Source organism: Paenibacillus sp. FSL M7-1046 (genome assembly GCF_038007405.1).
Taxonomy (GTDB): domain Bacteria; phylum Bacillota; class Bacilli; order Paenibacillales; family Paenibacillaceae; genus Paenibacillus_AQ.
In genome coordinates this window covers 1,621,346-1,639,860 of record NZ_JBBOXB010000001.1, presented here as the reverse complement: position 1 = coordinate 1,639,860, position 18,515 = coordinate 1,621,346, and the positions used below count along the sequence as shown (strand labels likewise).

17 protein-coding genes are annotated in these 18,515 nt (G+C 51.1%); 13 read left to right on the top strand and 4 right to left on the bottom strand.

All coding sequences use genetic code 11. From position 1 onward, the window contains the following. Nucleotides 1-89 precede the first annotated feature (89 nt). The 8 genes from NYE29_RS06975 to galU all read left to right on the top strand — a co-directional run bounded on the left by NYE29_RS06975 (nt 90) and on the right by galU (nt 7,618). Complete coding sequence (locus tag NYE29_RS06975) at nt 90-659, top strand: DJ-1/PfpI family protein (RefSeq protein ID WP_340895046.1); 570 nt, start codon at nt 90-92, stop codon at nt 657-659. 37 nt (nt 660-696) lie between these two features. Then, nucleotides 697-1,329: a hypothetical protein gene (locus NYE29_RS06970; RefSeq protein ID WP_340895045.1), complete on the top strand. Its 633-nt coding sequence runs from the start codon at nt 697-699 to the stop codon at nt 1,327-1,329. A gap of 40 nt (nt 1,330-1,369) precedes the next feature. Further along, nucleotides 1,370-1,666 (top strand): antibiotic biosynthesis monooxygenase family protein, encoded by a 297-nt coding sequence (locus NYE29_RS06965; protein WP_340895044.1) that lies wholly within the window; start codon nt 1,370-1,372, stop codon nt 1,664-1,666. Between the two features lie 19 nt (nt 1,667-1,685). After that, complete coding sequence (locus NYE29_RS06960) at nt 1,686-2,498, top strand: phosphotransferase family protein (RefSeq protein WP_076112824.1); 813 nt, start codon at nt 1,686-1,688, stop codon at nt 2,496-2,498. Between the two features lie 24 nt (nt 2,499-2,522). After that, nucleotides 2,523-3,068, top strand: a complete 546-nt coding sequence (locus NYE29_RS06955) for a DUF1697 domain-containing protein (protein ID WP_076112823.1) — start codon at nt 2,523-2,525, stop codon at nt 3,066-3,068. Between the two features lie 364 nt (nt 3,069-3,432). After that, complete coding sequence (locus NYE29_RS06950) at nt 3,433-5,598, top strand: glycosyltransferase family 39 protein (RefSeq protein ID WP_340895040.1); 2,166 nt, start codon at nt 3,433-3,435, stop codon at nt 5,596-5,598. An 82-nt stretch (nt 5,599-5,680) separates the two neighbouring features. Beyond that, nucleotides 5,681-6,664, top strand: a complete 984-nt coding sequence (locus NYE29_RS06945) for a glycosyltransferase family 2 protein (protein ID WP_340895039.1) — start codon at nt 5,681-5,683, stop codon at nt 6,662-6,664. Nucleotides 6,665-6,682: 18 nt separating this feature from the next. Continuing rightward, nucleotides 6,683-7,618: a UTP--glucose-1-phosphate uridylyltransferase GalU gene (gene galU / locus NYE29_RS06940; protein ID WP_340895038.1), complete on the top strand. Its 936-nt coding sequence runs from the start codon at nt 6,683-6,685 to the stop codon at nt 7,616-7,618. 654 nt (nt 7,619-8,272) lie between these two features. On the opposite strand, the gene NYE29_RS06935 is transcribed toward galU, so the two are convergent. The 3 genes from NYE29_RS06935 to NYE29_RS06925 all read right to left on the bottom strand — a co-directional run bounded on the left by NYE29_RS06935 (nt 8,273) and on the right by NYE29_RS06925 (nt 11,290). Then, the gene (locus NYE29_RS06935; RefSeq protein WP_340895037.1) at nt 8,273-8,839 is read right to left on the bottom strand and encodes an FAD-dependent oxidoreductase; all 567 of its coding nucleotides are present in this window, start codon (nt 8,837-8,839) and stop codon (nt 8,273-8,275) included. 142 nt (nt 8,840-8,981) lie between these two features. Beyond that, entirely contained in the window at nt 8,982-10,607 is a 1,626-nt protein-coding gene (locus NYE29_RS06930) for a sensor histidine kinase (RefSeq protein ID WP_340895035.1), read from the bottom strand. Continuing rightward, nucleotides 10,604-11,290 carry a response regulator transcription factor gene (locus tag NYE29_RS06925; protein ID WP_076112818.1) on the bottom strand — a complete coding sequence of 229 codons (687 nt, stop codon included), beginning with the start codon at nt 11,288-11,290 and terminating at the stop codon, nt 10,604-10,606. Before NYE29_RS06925 ends, NYE29_RS06930 begins: the two co-directional genes overlap by 4 nt. 479 nt (nt 11,291-11,769) lie before the next feature. Between NYE29_RS06925 and NYE29_RS06920 the strand changes: the two genes are divergently transcribed. From NYE29_RS06920 to NYE29_RS06910, 3 genes are all read left to right on the top strand, one after another. After that, entirely contained in the window at nt 11,770-12,933 is a 1,164-nt protein-coding gene (locus NYE29_RS06920; RefSeq protein ID WP_340895034.1) for a glucose-1-phosphate adenylyltransferase, read from the top strand. A gap of 23 nt (nt 12,934-12,956) precedes the next feature. Beyond that, nucleotides 12,957-14,060, top strand: a complete 1,104-nt coding sequence (gene glgD, locus NYE29_RS06915; protein WP_038585525.1) for a glucose-1-phosphate adenylyltransferase subunit GlgD — start codon at nt 12,957-12,959, stop codon at nt 14,058-14,060. Between the two features lie 101 nt (nt 14,061-14,161). After that, nucleotides 14,162-16,594, top strand: coding sequence for a glycogen/starch/alpha-glucan phosphorylase (locus NYE29_RS06910; RefSeq protein WP_076112816.1), 2,433 nt, complete (start codon nt 14,162-14,164; stop codon nt 16,592-16,594). A 102-nt stretch (nt 16,595-16,696) separates the two neighbouring features. On the opposite strand, the gene NYE29_RS06905 is transcribed toward NYE29_RS06910, so the two are convergent. Continuing rightward, nucleotides 16,697-17,176, bottom strand: coding sequence for a GAF domain-containing protein (locus NYE29_RS06905; RefSeq protein ID WP_076112815.1), 480 nt, complete (start codon nt 17,174-17,176; stop codon nt 16,697-16,699). 236 nt (nt 17,177-17,412) lie between these two features. Between NYE29_RS06905 and NYE29_RS06900 the strand changes: the two genes are divergently transcribed. Continuing rightward, the gene (locus NYE29_RS06900; RefSeq protein WP_340899632.1) at nt 17,413-17,712 is read left to right on the top strand and encodes a hypothetical protein; all 300 of its coding nucleotides are present in this window, start codon (nt 17,413-17,415) and stop codon (nt 17,710-17,712) included. Nucleotides 17,713-17,984: 272 nt separating this feature from the next. After that, a complete protein-coding gene (locus tag NYE29_RS06895) occupies nt 17,985-18,512 on the top strand; it encodes a GNAT family N-acetyltransferase (RefSeq protein WP_340895032.1) in 528 nt (175 codons plus the stop codon). Nucleotides 18,513-18,515 lie beyond the last annotated feature (3 nt).

The window sequence follows — 18,515 nt, the reverse complement described above, 5'->3', positions numbered from 1 at the left end:
TCACAGCTGCAGGGAAGATAGCTATAATGATAGTCATAGAGAATAGGATGTTTGCGACTGTAAAGGTGGAAGGGGCTGTTGGCTTAACGATGAATACATATGTACTTGTATATAACAGCTTTGTTCAGTTTGAGGTAGTTTTGGCTGCTTATTTTATGAAGACACAGAGCGAGGTTCACACCTTGGGGCTGAACAGTATGCCCGTTATTTCCTGTGAGGGCTTCTCTATTAACCCGTCAGCGGTTCTTGGGGGTATTGATATGAACGCTATAGATCTGCTGGTTATCCCTGGGGGTGAAGTGGAAGAGCTTGCTGCGAATGAGGGGCTGCTTGCCTTGATCCGCAGCATGAACGCTTCAGGTAAAACGGTCGCAGGTATTTGCGGCGGGGTTACGGTGCTGAAAGCTGCCGGGGTTCTGGAGGGCAGATCCTATGTGGACAACCAGGAGGGCAGGGAAGCTGCGGAGAGTTCCAAAGGATTGCCGGACGCGGGAGCATCAGACGAGGTCAATGTAATCAGGGACGGAAATATTCTTACGGCTAAGCCCAACGGGTATGTTGATTTTGCGCTTGAACTCGGCAGGATGATGGACATTTATCAGGACGAGGCTGATCTGCAGGAAACGATTGATTTCTTTAAATATTTCAAATCCGTTTAGAACGGCTGATGACGGATAACGGGAAGGAGAAGGCATTATGAGTGTATCACGTATCGTTATGTCCTCGCATTGGGGCAGGGAAGTCAGACATAAATATGTGGCCCAAGGCGAAGCGAAGGCACTGGCTGTCGTCTTTCCGGGGAAGGATTATTCCGTGGAGCGTTCGCTGCTCGATTATGCGGCCAAGGTGGCCCGGGAACATGGCTGTGATCTGCTGCTGCTGGAGTACGGCTATCAGAGTGCACGGGCGGAGTTTAAGCGCGAAGACATGGATATCGTTATAGAAGAATGCAAGGCGGCGATTGCTGCGCTTCCTGCACTTCCCGAATATGAACAGCTGCTGTTCATCAGTAAAAGCATGGGTACGGTCATAGCCGGAAGAGTGGCGGCTGAAATGGGTGTTCAGCAGAAAACCTCCCATCTTTATTTGACACCGCTTGTAGACTCCATCCCCTGGATAAAACAGAGCCGGGGCAGCATGATCTACGGCGGCAGCGATCCGCTGTTCAATGAACAGCATTCCGCCGAGATCACCGGACTGCAGAATATCAGGGTATACAGGATCGACGATGCCAATCATGCGCTGGAGGTAGGCAGCGTCAATGAGTCGCTGGCGGTGCTTCTGGTGATTATTAATTTCTATCATGAATTTTTCCGCGATGCATTGTAGCATTGAATAGCCATCTAATCTATCTCAAGGAGTGGATCAAATGATACTGGAAGCGGCAATGCTTCAGGTGAAACCGGGAGTGACAAGTCAATTTGAAGCAAGCTTTAAGGAGGCGTCTCCGTTAATTGCTTCTATAGAAGGCTATTTGGGGCATGAACTGCAGCACTGTCTGGAGGATGATCATAAATATCTGTTGCTGGTCAAATGGCGCAAGCTTGAGGACCACACTGTCGGCTTCAGGGAATCCGGGCAATATCAGCAATGGAAGGCGCTGCTGCACCATTATTACAGCCCATTCCCGGCCGTAGAGCATTTTGAACGTATCTATTTGGAATAAACGGGAGGCGTAACATAAGATGCAGGGGAAGCAGGTTGGAAAAGGGCGAACGGCAGAGGTGTGGGAGCATGGCGAAGGAAGAATCATTAAACTCTACAACGGGGACATCCCGGAGCCGTATGTGGAACGGGAATATCTGGTCAGTAAATATGTATTTGAACAGGGTCTCTGCACTCCTGAGCCGCTGGAGCTTGTCGGGATTGACGGACGTAAAGGAATCGTATTTCAGCAAATTCAGGGCCGTTCCCTGCTGGGGATGATCAGCGGACAGCCCTGGCAGCTTGGCAAATATGCCAAACAGATGGCTAGACTGCATAATAACCTGCATCAGTTGGAGGGAACAGAAGACTTTGGCCGGCAAAAGGCGGAGCTGAGAAAAAGCATTATTGCAGCACCCATGCTCACCATGGAGGAGAAGTCGGCGGTGCTGGACCACCTGGAAGGACTCCCGGAGGGGAATAAGCTGTGCCATGGAGACTTTCACCCCGACAATGTGCTTATCAATGAACAAGCCTGGATCATCGACTGGATGACCGGTATCATGGGGAATCCTGCCGGTGATGCGGCGCGTTCGGTGCTTCTCTTCAGTATGGGCGCCATGCCTCCGGGAGCCTCTCAGTTGGCGAAATTCGTTATAGGTTTTATGAGACAAAGGCTTACCAAAGGATATATCCGGGAATACCTCGCATTGTCGGGGCAATCCTATGCCGCAATAGACAGTTGGATTCTACCCGTAGCGGCGGCGCGCCTTGTTGAGGGTGTTCCTGTGCAGGAGAAGGAGCAGCTTGTCCGGGAAATCCGTAAACGTCTGAGCAAGAGTTCGGCCATTTGAATTACCTATGGGAAGAGGTGTGCTATGACTACATATATTGCGCTGCTGCGCGGCATTAATGTCGGCGGCAACAAAATCATTAAAATGCAGGATTTGAAAAGCATGTTCCAGTCACTGCACTTTGAGCATGTCCGCACCTATATCCAGAGCGGCAATGTTGTATTTGAAAGCACGCAGGGTTCAGGTCACGAGCTTGCTGCAGTGATCGGAGAGCAGATCAGGGAGACCTTTGGTTTTGACGTATCCGTAATTATCCGCAGTCTGGAAGAGCTGGAAGCAGCGATTGCGGGCAACCCTTTTCAGCTTACGGAAGCTGACGAGTTCAAGCGGCTGTATGTCTCCTTTCTGGCTGATGAACCTACGGCAGAGGCCCTGGAGAAGCTGCGTCCCTACGAGGATGGAGCGGATAAGGTGCGGGTAACAGGCAAGGAGATGTACACGCTGTATGAGTTGAGTGTAAGCCAATCGCCGCTGTTTAAGGTTCAGCTGGACAAGCTTCTCGGGACGCCTATTACCGCCCGCAATTGGAATACGGTAAACAAGCTGGCTGCATTGGGACGTTCGGTTTAGAATACAAATCACGTAATTATGGTTTTGCGGTTTATGCAATCTGCTGCATTTATGTACATAGCAGTCTTTAAACGAAGCCCTGGATTCCGGGGCTTTTTTTTGATGTCTTGATAGGTTTCCCCTCTGAATCTTCCTTGGTTTTCCCGCAGAAAAGAATTCCTAAAGCGCGATACCAAGTACCGCCAGCACCCGGCAGCCTGCGTTATAGGAAGGCTATGCCGCTCTCCTAGCTTTCAGCAAACATTCAGCCACATTTCATTATGAGTTAAGGTACGGATGCAATAATACAGCTAATCAAAGATTGGACCGGGGGGCAGAGCACTGCCGGAATGATTGAGGTATAGAGGAATGGGAGTGGAGAAAGATGAGACTGCTTAAGAAGCTGGGTTCAGATGTTGTGCTGCTGTGCATCTTGCTGCTTGCAGCGTTTCTGTATGGCTATGGAATCTGGAATGATCAATATGTAAATACGTACTATACCACTGCGGTAGGCAGCATGATGCAGAGCTTTCACAATTTCTTCTTCGCATCGCTTGACTCTGCAGGTTCAGTAACGGTGGATAAGCCGCCGGTTACATTCTGGATTCAGACGGTCAGCGCCCTGATCTTCGGGCTGCATGGCTGGAGCGTCATCCTGCCTCAGGCACTTGGCGGTGTAGGATCAGTGCTTCTCGTATACCTGATGGTCAAGCCAACCTTCGGCAGAACCGCAGCGCGGTTAGCGGCACTGGCCATGGCTTCTACACCGGTAGCCGCTGCTGTCAGCCGGACGAACAATATTGATGCCATGCTGGTGTTCACGCTGCTGCTGGCAGCATGGTTTCTGTTCAAAGGAACAAAGACGAATAGAATCGGCAGTCTTCTCGCTGCATTTGGGCTAATCGGAGTTGCCTTCAATGAGAAGATGCTGCAGGCATATATGGTTTTACCGGCATTTTATCTCTTTTATATTCTGGCCGGCAAAGTGAACTGGAAGAAAAAAACCGGGGTGTTGGCAGCCTGCACCGCAGTACTGCTAGCGGTTTCGCTCTCCTGGGCCGTCATTGTCGATTCCATTCCAGCGAGTAAACGTCCCTATATGGGCAGCAGCGGCACCAACTCTGTTTTAAATCTGGCCTTTGGATATAACGGGGTCTCCCGTTTAACCGGCGACCGCAGTACTGGCGGCGGGGGCAGCGGTGGAATGCCGCCCAATGGCGGCGGAATGTTCGGCAGTGGCGGTGAGATGCCGGCAATGAACGGTGGGATGCCGGCGTTAAATGGCGAGATGCCGGGGATGAATGGAGCTGATGGCGAACGAAGTGACGGCCGGGGAACACCTCCGGGCCAAACCGACGGCTCTGCCACCGGAGGCCAATCCTCGGAGGATGGCGGAATGCCGGGGCAGGCACCGGGAAGTCAAACGGATGATGGAGGACGGCAGTTCGGCGGCGACGTGTTCCAAGGTAATCGCGGCGGCATGAACGGCGGGGGTGGCGGAATGTTCAATACGGGGACAGCCGGTCCCCTGCGGCTGTTCCAATCCGCTCTGTCCGGTCAAGCCAGCTGGCTGCTGCCATTCGTATTGTTCGGGTGTATCGGTATCTTTGCCAGCCTGCGCAGAACAAACTTCACGCAGAAGCATAAGGAGGCACTGTTCTGGCTGGCTTGGCTGGTGCCGGTCATGGGATTCTTCAGCATCGCCGGATTCTTCCATCAATATTACCTGATTATGATGGCACCGCCGATTGCGGCGCTGGCTGGAGCAGGCTGGTCCCAGCTCTGGAGCTATTACAAGGAACGTTCAACCTGGCTTTCCTGGCTGCTGCCGCCGGCAGTTCTCACAACAGCGGTTTTTGAATGGTACATTATTCATCCTTATGACGATACCATCGGCAAGGGTTGGGCGATAGGGGTTCTGGCAGCAGGAATGATTGCCGCCCTTCTGCTCTTAATTCTTCGAATAGTTAAAGATAACAAAAAGCCATTTGCACAAGCTGCAGCCATCGCCGGTCTGCTCGTACTGTTGATCGGCCCGCTCTATTGGGCTTTTACACCGATCACCTATGGCTTGAACAGCATGACCCCGGCAGCAGGACCTGACAGCAGTGAAAGCCGCGGAGGCGGAGGCATGGGCCCAGATGGAGCTGGAGCTGGAGGCGGAGGCGGCAGAAACAGTACCTCCGGTGTGAACGAGACTCTGCTGGCCTACCTGAAGGAGCATAATACCGGTGAGAAGTATCTGTTCGCCGCTATGGATTACGGAACGGCAGGCCCTTACATTATCGACGAAGGTGAATCGGTTGTGATCCTGAACGGGTTCAATAGTTCCGATGTGCCTTATACAACCGATACCCTGAAGGCGCTAGTCGAGAGCGGCAAAGTGAAATACTTCCTCGTTACCAGCGGCGGTATGGGCGGCGGACGCGGCGGCAATTCCGAAATCACGAGCTGGATTACCGAGAACGGTACAGAGGTGCCGTCAGCCGATTGGCAAGGTACAGTTACAGGCAGCAATGGCGGAACCTTGTACGAGATTACCCTGAACTAATTCTGTTTGCCGGATATATATGAAGCGCGCCGCATTATTTGTCCTGCGTGCTTCATCACTACAATTTGAGGAGGAGCTGCTCATGGGCTACAACGTGCGCTATTCCATAATTATTCCGATGTTTAATGAAGAGGCAGTGATTCAGGAGACATACCGCCGGATCAAAAAAGTGATGGGAACGACAGGTGAGCCGTATGAACTGCTCTTCGTCAATGACGGCAGTACTGACAACTGTGCGCAAATGATTGAAGAATATAGCTACTGGGATGAAAGTGTGAAGCTGATCGACCTTTCGCGGAATTTCGGGCATCAGATCGCGATAACTGCGGGTATGGATTATGCACTGGGCGATGCGGTGGTCATTATCGACGCCGATTTGCAGGACCCACCGGAGCTGATTCTGGACATGATTACAGAGTGGAAGCAAGGTTATGAGGTTGTATACGCCAAGCGCATCAAACGCCGCGGGGAGTCCTTGTTCAAAAAGTGGACGGCAAGCGCCTTTTACAGAGTGCTGCGCTACTCAACAGACATCTCGATTCCGGTGGATACCGGAGATTTCCGGCTCATTGACCGCAAGGTCTGCGATGAGCTGAAACGTCTGCCGGAAAAAAACCGTTTTGTACGCGGCCTCGTCAGTTGGGTGGGCTTTCGTCAAAAGGCGATCGAATATGAACGCGATGAACGGCTCGCGGGAGAAACCAAATATCCCTTCAAGCGGATGCTCAAGCTGTCTCTGGACGGCATCACATCCTTTTCCTACAAACCGCTGAAGCTGGCGGGCTACTTGGGAGCGTTGCTGTCTGCATCCGGGTTTCTCTACCTTATGTATGTGCTGTACCTGGTGCTCTTTACGGACGAGGCCGTTAAGGGCTGGGCGTCGATGATCGGCATTACCTTGACCTTCAACGGATTCGTGCTTATTATGCTGGGCATTCTCGGTGAATATGTCGGCCGGATTTATGATGAGTCCAAGGGCCGTCCACTCTATATCGTCCAGGAGTTCTATGGCGGCAAAAAGCAGCAGGATGTGCGGGAGCGCAGAATGGCTCCTCTTAACAAATAACGAAGGGAGCGATACAATGTGAAAATCAGAAAAGCTGTGATTCCCGCCGCCGGTCTGGGCACGCGCTTCCTGCCGGCTACCAAGGCCCAGCCGAAGGAAATGCTGCCCATTGTGGATAAGCCGGCGATTCAATACATCGTAGAGGAAGCGGTCCGCTCCGGTATTGAGAGTATTATTATCGTAACCGGCCGCAACAAAAAATCGATTGAGGATCATTTTGACAAATCGGTGGAGCTGGAGCAGACCTTGCTGGAGAAAGGAAAACTGGACCTGCTCCGCGAGGTGCAGGGAATCAGCGAGCTGGCAGGCATTCATTACATCCGGCAAAAAGAACCGCTGGGGCTGGGTCATGCCATTCATTGTGCAGAGCAATTTATCGGAGATGAGCCGTTCGCGGTGCTGCTCGGTGATGACATCATGGTGTCCGAGCCCCCGGCACTCTCGCAGATGATGAGGCTGTATGAGCAGGCGGAGAAGATGATTGTCGGTGTTCAAAGGGTGCCAAGGCAGGAAGTCAGTAAATACGGGATCATTGCTTCAGGAGGTTCCATAGACGGTGTGCATGCCGTAAGCGGACTGGTGGAGAAGCCTGTGCCGCAGGCCGCGCCTTCGGAATATGCGATTATGGGCCGGTACATTTTGCAGCCTTCGATCTTTTCGGTGCTGGCCAGACTTGAGCGCGGAGCTGGCGGTGAATATCAACTGACGGATGCTTTGCATGAAGTGTGCCGGAATGAAGGGCTGCTGGCCCTGGATCTGCAGGGCAAACGTTATGATATTGGGGACAAGTTCGGGTACATTCAGGCCACCCTGGAAATAGGGCTGCAGCGGGAAGAGTTGCGGCCGCAACTCCTGCCGTATTTACGCAAGCTGCTCGGCAGCCTGGAGGGCAGTGAGGAAGCTCAGGCTGTATTGGGAAGTACGGCTGCAGGCAGAAGCAGCCGCATCCTTTGATGATGCTGGGGCAGACGTTCACGCAGACCCAGTGTAAACTTAAAAGGCTGTTCCGGATAATGATTGGCGTACAGCCATCATAATTTGGAGCAGCCTTTTGTGCAGGCCCGCCAATCGAAACTGTACATATTACAAATTTAGTGTTGTCACGTGTGCCCTTTGCTGCTAAAGAACAGTGGATCGTTCCCCCCCGCTATCACGTCGCAGTACAGAGAACGGGCAGGTGATCAGCATAAAGATTATTATTTGAACGCTTGAGTGAACGTAGTTGTATTTGCTACAGCTATTTGGTGCGTTAAGGGCCGATTTTAGAGTATAAGTGTATTGGGTACAATTAAAAATTGTGAACAGTTGGGGTCCAGTGGAATTTCGTGAAAATAAATGTACGGAGTGCAACTACCTCTTCGTAGGCCGCTAAACGTGGGGAAATAGCTGTACAAACTGCAATTATCGGACAAGTGGAAACGGCTTTGCCGTCCTTTTTTAAGGACAGTACCGTTTCAGCGAGAAATAGAAGGATAAGTTATCGTGTGAAACATATAAATTCTTATATTTTGAAAAAGGCCAACCGCAATCGCGGCTGGCCTCAATCCAGCTAAGAGAGGGACTCTTGAAGCGAAGTATCCGCCCGGAGTCCCTCTCGTATGAATATAATTATGCCTTCAGCAGATCGTGATCGACATATCTTGCACCGTTCAATTCACTGATGACATTAATGGCGACCTTCGCGCCGTCACCTGCGGTAATAATAGCGTGCACGCTTACTCCGGCAACGGTTCCGGCGGCCCAGATGCCTTCGACATTTGTTTTGCCTTCGGCGTTGACGGCTACCACGGTCTTGATTCTTGGTTCCGTGCCATCCTTGGTTTCCACACCGGCTCTAGCAGCCAAATCGGTCAGGACGCCTGTAGCCAGAATCACATGTTTCGCCTCATAAGTGGCACCGCTCTCGCTTTCAATGATAAAACCCTCACTGCCGGCGGTAAGACCCACAGCTTGATCAGCCACTAATTCCGCCCCGAATTTGACGGCTTGCTTGTGTCCGGTTTCCACGAGGTCGGGACCGCCGATTTCGGAGATTCCATAAAAATTCTCATACCACCCTCTGCGGGTCATTCCTTTGTCATTGTCAATCAGCAGCGTTTTTTTGCCCGCTTTGGCGGCGAAGAGGGCTGCACTGGCACCGGCTGGTCCGGCTCCGATCACGGCGATTTCGTACATGAATTCGACCTCCTAAAAGTTTTGTGAGCATAACATCCTTGAATCGACTTCATACAAAACTCACTTCGAAAGCATAGGCTTAAGTTTTGTGAGCATAGCATCCTTTTCACACACTATTATAACGTTAATTACGCTACATAAGCTAATCCAGCAAGCATGGAAGAGAGACTTTAAAGACAGTGCCTCCACCGAGAGTACTCTCCACGCTGATGTTCCCGTTATGTGCATCCACAATAGACTTTGTAATGGACAATCCAAGGCCCGAACCGCCGTATTTGCGCGTGCGCGAGGAATCGCTGCGGTAGAAGCGGTCGAACACATGGGGAAGATGATCAGCAGAGATGCCGGAGCCGTTGTCCCTGACAGTCAGCGTTGCTTCGGTGTCCCGGGCGTGCAGGGAGATATGGATCGTCCCCTGTTCGGCATCCGTATGCTGCACGGCATTGTGGAACAAGTTGAGAATGACCTGTTTGATTTTGTCGGGATCATACATGCCACGGATGCCGTAAGAAATATCGAAGTTGACCTTGCGGTTCGCGGCCAGCACCAGGAGCTGCGGCTGCATCTCATCGATGACTTCACCCAGCAGCAGGTTCTTGACCCTTAGCTGAGGCGCGCCGTCCATACGGGCCAGCAGGAGCAAGTCTTCGACCAGCTTATTAATCCGTTTGGATTCACCGTGCATGCTGTTCAGTGCGCCGTAAAGCTGGTCTTTATTATCCGCAGCTCCCCGCAGCAGCACCTCCAGGAAGCCGTGAATCGAAGTGAGGGGAGTCCGCAGCTCATGGGAAGCATCGGCGGCGAAACGCCGCATTTGTTCCTTGGCTTCACGTTCATTATGGAACGAAATTTCCAGACGCTCCAGCATCCCGTTGAAGGACTGGGACAGCTTGTCGATTTCTGTCTGTCCCTGGTTGACGGGGAAGCGTACGTCTAAATTGCCTGCGTCGATGATTTGCGCAGCTTCGCCCATATTGGATAAGGGAACCAGTGTTTTGCGCAGTGCAGGCAAATACAGGAACAGCCCGGCCAGTAAAGCAATTACCGCCAAGCCGGCGAAGATCATCAGCTGCTGCATGATTACATCTCTCAGCGGGCCGGTGGCCACGCTCATTTGCAGCAGCATTTTGGGTGCACCCGGTTTGCGCAGATTCATGAACACGGCCAGGTGCTCACTGCCATCCTCAGCGGTTATCAGCCGGTATTCTCCCGTTTGTTTGTCCGTAGTATGTTTGAGCAGCTCATCATACTCTTTGTTCGTCATTCTTGGAGCGGCAGAATCGGAAAGCGTATCCTCCTGGAAATCCTTAAAGGTGCCGTCCGGGCTGTAGATGGCGATAGTTGTATGGGCATCCAGCAGGAGAGGACGCCTGTCACCGCCCATCCGCTGCCCGTCCGGGCTGTTCTCTCCGGGTGCTGCGTCACCGCCGCTCGTGGCGGGACTGGCACCAGGAAGTTCCGGTTTAACCATCCCTGGTGTGTCTGTTGTCCAAGAAGGGTCTGAAGCGCCTGAAATACTCAAGTCAGCCGGAGTACTGTTCCCGGAATTGAGAAACGTAAAATAGAACTCACGCGGCACGGACCTCAGCTGCGTTTCCATGGATTCCGCCCGGTTGGTGTAGATGAAGTTCCGCATCAGCACATACTGCAGCACACCGATCAGCAACAGCAGCACGGACAAAATGATGAGCGAGATGGCCAGCAGCTGCTTGCGCAGGGAACGCGGAGACGGGAGCCTGCTGATGAAGCCCGAGAGGCGGGCAATCATACCAGGTCCACGCGGTATCCTGCGCCGCGCAGCGTGCGGATAATCTTATGCTCTTTATCGCCAAGCTTCTCGCGGAGAGAACGGATATAGACTTCCACGATATTTTCCTCTCCGCCAAAATCATATCCCCATACCTTGTCCAGAATCATCGGCTTGCTCAGCACCAGGCCATGATTGATGACCAGGTATTGCAGCAGCTCATATTCCGTAGGGGACAGCTCCAGAACCTCTTCCTTGTGGCGGATTTCCTTGCGGCGGCCGTCAATCCGGAAGGGGCCGCAGCGCACTTCCCCAAGCAATCCCGGGAACTGATTGCGCAGCCGGGCCTGGATCCGGGCCAGCAGCTCGTCGAAGCTGAACGGCTTGACCATATAGTCGTCAGCCCCGATGGACAGGCCCTTGACCCGGTCGTCCACTTCGTCTTTTGCAGTCAGCATGATGACCGCAATCTCCGCTTCTTCTGAACGCAGGTAACGGCAGACCTCAAAGCCGTCCATCCCCGGCATCATCACATCCAGAATGGCCACATGCGGTTTGAAATCGGCAGCAATTGCAATCGCGCTGACACCGTCAGGTGCAGTCATTACTTCAAACCCTTCGTTCATCAGACCCAGTTCCAGAAACTGCAGGATATGAGGCTCGTCATCTACGAGCAGTAGTCGCACGCCTTGGGCAGCTTTCATGAGTAGTACCTCCGTTTACAGTAAAAGATAGTTCATTATGACACATTACGTTGAATGTTTGCTGAAAGAAGCGTCTGCTTAAGTTCAATATCAGATTAGAATTTTTAGTTCATGGTTAATCATTCTGGTTAATCTAGTTATAAGAAATATAAGTTCTATTAATAAGGAATGTAATTACAATTTAAGGTTTTTGGAATTCAATAAAGGGTTTTGACGGCGACCCTAGAACACTTTACAATAAGGATACAAACCCGGTTTTTGGAGAGCTTTTCTCATGAATCCGGCAACTTGTCCCGATATCAGGTGTCCCCCCGTTTGTTAACCTTATCCAAATTTCCTATCAAGCACATTTCTTTCATTTTACTTCTTGCTGGTTCACTTCTTTTTGAATTCTATCTTGGGTCTATTTCGCACCATCAAACTTCATTCAACCTTATTTATTACATGCTTTACTACCCATATGTCAAGGAGGCTCTTCCATGAAGAAAAAAGAAATGGTAGCCATGCTATTGGCGGGAGGCCAAGGGAAAAGGTTGAAGGGATTGACCAAAACGCTTGCCAAGCCCGCTGTTTATTTTGGAGGAACTTACAGAATCATCGACTTCCCCTTAAGCAATTGCTCCAATTCAGGTATTGATACAGTTGGTGTGCTCACTCAATATGAGCCGCTTGTACTGCATTCATACATTGGGGTAGGAAGTGACTGGGATTTGAACCGTAAGGATGGCGGTGTATTTGTATTGCCGCCGCATGAACGGGAGAATGGAAGCAGCTGGTACCGGGGAACGGCTGATGCAATTTACCGCAATCTGAAATTTGTTGATCAATTTGATCCGGAGCATGTGCTTATACTTTCCGGCGACCATATTTACAAAATGGATTACAATGCTATGCTGCAATACCACAAAGCTAGAAACGCCGACTGCACCATCTCGGTCATTGATGTTCCGCTTGAGGAGGCCAGCCGCTTTGGCATTCTCAACACAGATGAAGATCTGAAAATTTATGAGTTTGACGAGAAGCCGGTGAAGCCGAAGAGCACGCTGGCGTCGATGGGCGTTTATATATTCAAATGGGAGGTTCTCCGCAAGCATCTGCTGGAAGACGGGGAGAATGCAGACTCCTCCCATGATTTCGGCAAAGATATCATTCCTCTGATGCTGGAGGACGACAAATCCCTTTTTGCCTATCCATTTGAAGGCTACTGGAGAGATGTAGGTACAGTGGCCAGCCTGTGGGAGGCCAATATGGATTTGTTAAGCGATCATCCGCCGCTGAATCTGAATGATCCCAATTGGCGCATTTTCACCCGCAATCCGAATCAGCCGGCACAATATGTAGCTCCAGGAGCGAAGGTATCGAGCTGCATTATTAATGAGGGCTGCATCGTGTATGGAGAGGTGAAGCATTCGGTGCTCTTTTACGGTGTGGAAGTAGGAGAAGGCAGCATCATTACCGACTCCGTCATTATGCCCAAGGTCAAGATCGGCAAGAATGTACGGATCCATAAGGCTATCATCAGCGAAAATACGGTAATCGAGGATTATATGGAGATCGGAGTCGATCGGGAGAATGAGGACGAAATCCTGCTGATCGATAATCGGAGCAAGAAACGTAAATCAGTTGCAGCCAAAACCATATAACCATTAGAGGACGGTGAACCGGGATGAAAAAGCTTATGGGTGTAATCAATCTTGATCATGAACTGGATAAATTAAATGAGTTGACCTATTTCCGCTGCGGTGCTGCCGTGCCTTTTGCCAGCCGCTACCGGCTGATCGATTTCGTTCTTTCCAATATGATGCGGGCAGAGCTGGAAAGCGTTGGACTGTTTGTCCGCCGTAAATACCGTTCGCTGATGGACCATCTCGGCGACGGCAAGTCCTGGGATATGAACCGCAAGCACGGAGGACTGTTTATTCTGCCGCCTGACTGGAATGATCCGACAGACACCTCGCTTGGGGATTTGCAGCATTATCATAACAATCTGGATTTCTTCAAACGGGCCTCGGCCAAATATATTGTGTTCTCCGGCAGTCAGCATATCAACACTGTGGATTTCCAGGAGGTGTTCCAATACCATCTGGAGAAGGGTGCGGATGTAACGCTTGTCTACAAAACGATAGACCAGCTCCAGCCTGAGCATGATCCCTGCTTGCGTGTTGAGGTAGACGAAGAGAATGCGGTTACGAATATTCATCATGAGAAGGACCATCACAATGTGTATTTGGATATCTTCATCATGGAGAAAAAAATGTTCCTGGAGCAGGTAGAACATTGCATCGCCCATGGCGAGAGTTTCTTCTTCCGCGATGTGATCCAGAAGAACCGGCACAAATTCAAAATTGCCGCTTACGAGTACAAAGGTTATCATGCAGTGATCAATTCGCTGGAAAGCTATTACAAAAATAGTCTGGAGCTGCTCCGCCAGGACAATTATTTCAGCCTGTTCAAGGAGAATCCGGTGCAGACCAAGATTAAATATGAAGCGCCAACCCGTTATCTGGATAGCGCAGAGGTCAGCAACTCCCTGGTGGCCAACGGCTGTATCATTGCCGGAACCGTGGAGAACAGCGTGATCTTCCGGGGCGTGCAGATCAAAGAAGGCGCCCGAATCATCAATTCTGTCATCATGCAGAAATGTGTAATTGAAGAAAATGCCGTGATTGAAAATGTCATTATGGATAAAGATGTGCACTTAAGCAGAGACCGGATTCTGGTCGGAGATAACAAACGTCCATTTGTTATAGCCAAGAGCAGCAAAATTTAACCTCAGGATCAGTTGAACCGGGCAGCACCCCGTTCAGCTGATCCTGAGTTTTCATAAATATGCCATTCACAAAATAAGGATCTGTCAGGAGGAACCCGCTGTTGTTCAACGATAAAGAAACCTTTAAACAAGCGTTCCGCGAGGCACTCATCAGGAAATTGGGCAAGCCGCTTGAAGAAGCTTCGAATGCTGATGTGTATAACATCATCGGCAATATGATCCGAGAGAATGCAGGCAAAAACTGGGCAGATACCAACCAGAAGTATAAGGTTGATAAGGAAAAGCAGGTCTACTATTTTTCCATGGAATTTCTGATCGGCAGGCTTCTGGGCAATAATCTGCTCAACATGGGCGTGCTGGAGGTAGTACGCGAAGGGCTTGCAGAACTGGGCTTTTGTCTTCAGGATATTGAAGAGGAAGAAGCAGATGCAGGCCTTGGTAACGGAGGTCTGGGGCGTTTGGCTGCCTGCTTCATGGATTCGCTGGCTTCCCTGCAGTATGCAGGGCATGGCTGCGGCATCCGTTATAAATACGGCCTGTTTGAGCAAAAGATTGTTGACGGATATCAGGTGGAGCTGCCCGATTATTGGCTGCAGAACGATAATGTGTGGGAATTGCGCCGGGAAGACAAGCAGGTGGAAGTGCGGTTCTGGGGACATGTGGAGACCCGTGAGGAGAACGGTGAGCTGGCCTTCGAGCATAAAGATTATGAAGCGGTGCGGGCGGTTCCTTATGATATTCCGATTATTGGCGCGGACCGCAAGCATGTGAATACCCTTCGGAACTGGAGTGCCGAATCGATCAACCCGTCTTCGAGAATAACCGGCTCTCTGGCTGGAACGGATTATCACAAGTTTCTGGAATACAAACGTTCGGTGGAATCCATTTCTGAATTCCTGTACCCGGATGATTCACAGTATGAAGGCAAGCTGCTCCGTCTGAAGCAGCAGTATTTCTTGTGCAGCGCAGGTCTGCAGAGCATTCTGCGGACTTACAGCAAGACGGGCCTGCCGATTGAATTGCTGCCAGACAAAGTGGCTCTGCACATCAATGATACGCATCCAACGCTAGTTATCCCTGAGCTGATGCGGATTCTGATGGATGAACACGGCATCGGCTGGAAGCAGGCCTGGAGCATGACGACACGGATGGTGTCTTATACCAACCATACCATTCTCAGCGAGGCGCTGGAGAAATGGCCGATGGGGATGGTCCGGGAGCTGCTGCCGCGTATTTTCCTCATTATTGAGGAAATCAATGCCCGGTTCTGCGGTGAGCTGATGAGCAAATATCCCGGCGATCAGGACCGGATCAACCAGATGGCAATTATTCATGATGATCAGGTGCGGATGGCCCATCTGGCGATAGTAGCCAGCCATAGCGTGAATGGAGTAGCTGCGCTGCATACGGAGATTTTGCAGAAACGCGAGATGCGGCTGTTCAATGAAATGTATCCGCACCGCTTCAATAACAAGACGAACGGCATCACGCACCGCCGCTGGCTGCTGCATGCCAATCCCGAGCTGGCCGGATTGATCAATGAATCCATTGGCACACGCTGGATTCACCATCCGCAGGAGATGATCGGGCTAATTAAATATTGTGAGGATGCTTCATTCCAGGAGCAGGTGGCCGGCATCAAACGCCGCAACAAGCAGCGCCTGGCGGAATACATCGGCAAGAAGCATGGAGTGCAGGTAGACCCGGATTCCATCTTCGATGTACAGGTCAAACGGCTGCATGCCTACAAACGCCAGTTGCTGAACATCCTGCATATTATGCATATGTATAATCAGCTTAAAGACAATCCTTCTATGGACATGGTGCCGCGTACCTTTATATTCGGGGCCAAGGCCGCACCTAGCTATCATTTGGCCAAACGGATTATTAAACTGATTAATACTGTGGCTGATGTCGTCAACAAGGATCCGGACATCAAAGGCAAGATCCGCATCTTTTTCCTGGAGAATTATTCGGTCTCTTTGGCGGAGAAGATTATTCCCGCAGCCGATGTAAGCGAACAAATCTCTACAGCAAGCAAGGAGGCTTCCGGCACCGGCAACATGAAGTTTATGATGAACGGTGCGCTGACCATCGGCACGATGGACGGGGCCAACGTGGAAATGCACGAAATGCTGGGTGACAACAACATGTTCCTGTTCGGACTGCGGGCAGAGCAGGTGCTGGATTACTACCAGTATGGGGGCTATCATTCCCGTGATATCTATAATGGCGATGGACGAGTCAAGGAAGTGCTGGATCAGCTCATCACACCGGGGCCAATCTGCTGCCATACCCAGGAGTTCGATTCGCTCTATCAGTCACTGCTCGACAATAACGATGAATTTTTTGTGCTTAAGGATTTTGCCAGCTATGTGGAGACCCATGTCAAAATTGATCTCGCCTACCGCAACCAGAAGGAATGGCTGAAAAAGTCGATTATCAACATCGGCCACTCCGGCAAATTTTCCAGTGACAACACGATCAGCCGCTACGCCTCCGAAATCTGGAATATTAGTCCTGTCCGGCAGTAATCGGGTGTTATCCTCAGCATAAGAATGAACAACAGCAAAAAGGCCGTCACAAACGCAGGTACTCCTGCGAATGTGGCGGCCTTTTACATGCAGCCGGGAAAATTAGATTACGTCCGAAACCATAGCCGCGAACCGCTCCAGGAAGCGGCGTTCCTCATCATCGAAGCGGTGCTTGAGCGGGCTGTCGATATCCAGCACACCCAGCAGCCGGTCCTCCTTAATCAGCGGCACGACGATTTCGCTGTTCGAAGCGGCATCACAGGCAATATGTCCCGGGAAGGCATGAACATCATCCACAACGAGCGTCCGGCGTTCGCTTGCGGCCGTTCCGCATACTCCGCGGCCCAGTGGAATACGGATACAGGCAGGCAGCCCTTGAAAGGGTCCAAGCACAAGCTCCTTGCCGTCAAATAAATAGAAACCGGCCCAATTGGTATCCGGTAGAGAGAACTTAAGCAATGCCGAGGCATTCGCCAGATTGGCAACGGCATTTGGCTCCCCTTCCATCAGCGCTCCCAGCTGGGATAGAACCGCTTCAAAACGCTCGCTGCGCGTTCCGTCGTAGGGCATAGCCTGAAACATGAAGCATCACCTTCCTGTACCTTGAGTCAGTATGAATCCATAACTGTAACTAACAACATAGTACAGCAACGTTCAATACGTCAAGCATTACCGGATTTATGCAGATTGCAGAGCTCACACCCTTACCGTAACAGTCCCCGTGTTTCCACAAGCCATCACTAGGGTAATGCTTTTATAAGAATAAGCAGTGATTGAATTTACTAAAACTGGAGGCTTTTGGCCGGAAGGAGTGGAATATGCGCGCCGATGTACAGAACTTGTTCGTAGGGATCCATATGCTTTATTTTGCACATGAGAGGGACCTTACAGTATCAGAAATGCAGCCGGAACTCGAGAATTTGGGATACCGGGTGGCGGAACGTGAAGTGAAGCAGGAACTGGAACGGCTCTGCCAGGAGAACTTCCTGACTGCCCATGGCGAGGGGTTCAGTATTACCGGGACGGGGATTGAAGAATTCAAGGCGATTCAGGAAAAGCTCCAGGTTCTCTGCACCGAGGTGCTTAAGCCGGTCAAGGCAGCAGGGGCCTCAGGTTAATCCTGGAGATTATGCCGGTTTCCACTATACAACAGCATGAGCGAACCTTATGCACAAAAACAAACGTCTGCATCAGGGTGGGATCAAGCCGCCCCGATAAAGGCGTTTCTCAAACGATTTCTCACTGAAACGGTACCGTCCCGGTTATGGATAGTACCGTTTCTATATGTGAAATTTATGTTTCTATTCAGGACATCCTTACATATGTTGTATACTTATAAGGTTGGAAGGGGACGAGAGCGTTGTACGTGTGCAATGGGATGGTACCGGCTTTGAGCGGAGAAAGAGTGGAGCTGCGTGCCATGACTGAAGATCATGCCGCTGCATTATATGATCTCTGGTGTCATCCTGAGGTGACGCCCTGGCTGGACATGCCCCCTCTGTCTTCGGCCGCTGATGCAGAGCATCTGATTGGATCACTCCGGCAAATGGCGCGGGAAGAAGAGAGTCTGCGCTGGAGCATCATAGGACCGGAGGGTGACGTAATCGGCAGCTGCGGCTATAACTACTGGCAGCTGCCGGGAGCGTACCGGGGAGAAATCGGCTGTGAGCTGTCACCGCCCCATTGGGGGCAGGGATATATGCAGGAAGCGCTGGAGCTTGTACTGGATTTCGGCTTCGGCACCATGGGGCTGAACCGGATTGAAGTATTATGCCATCCGGACAATGTCCGGGCGCAGAGGCTATTTTCAGCACTGGGCTTCCGGCGGGAGGGGCTGTTGCGGGAATACCGTCATACGTCCTCAGGCTTTCAGGACGTTATTCTGTATGCGCTGCTGTGCAGTGAGGCCAGACGCTAATAT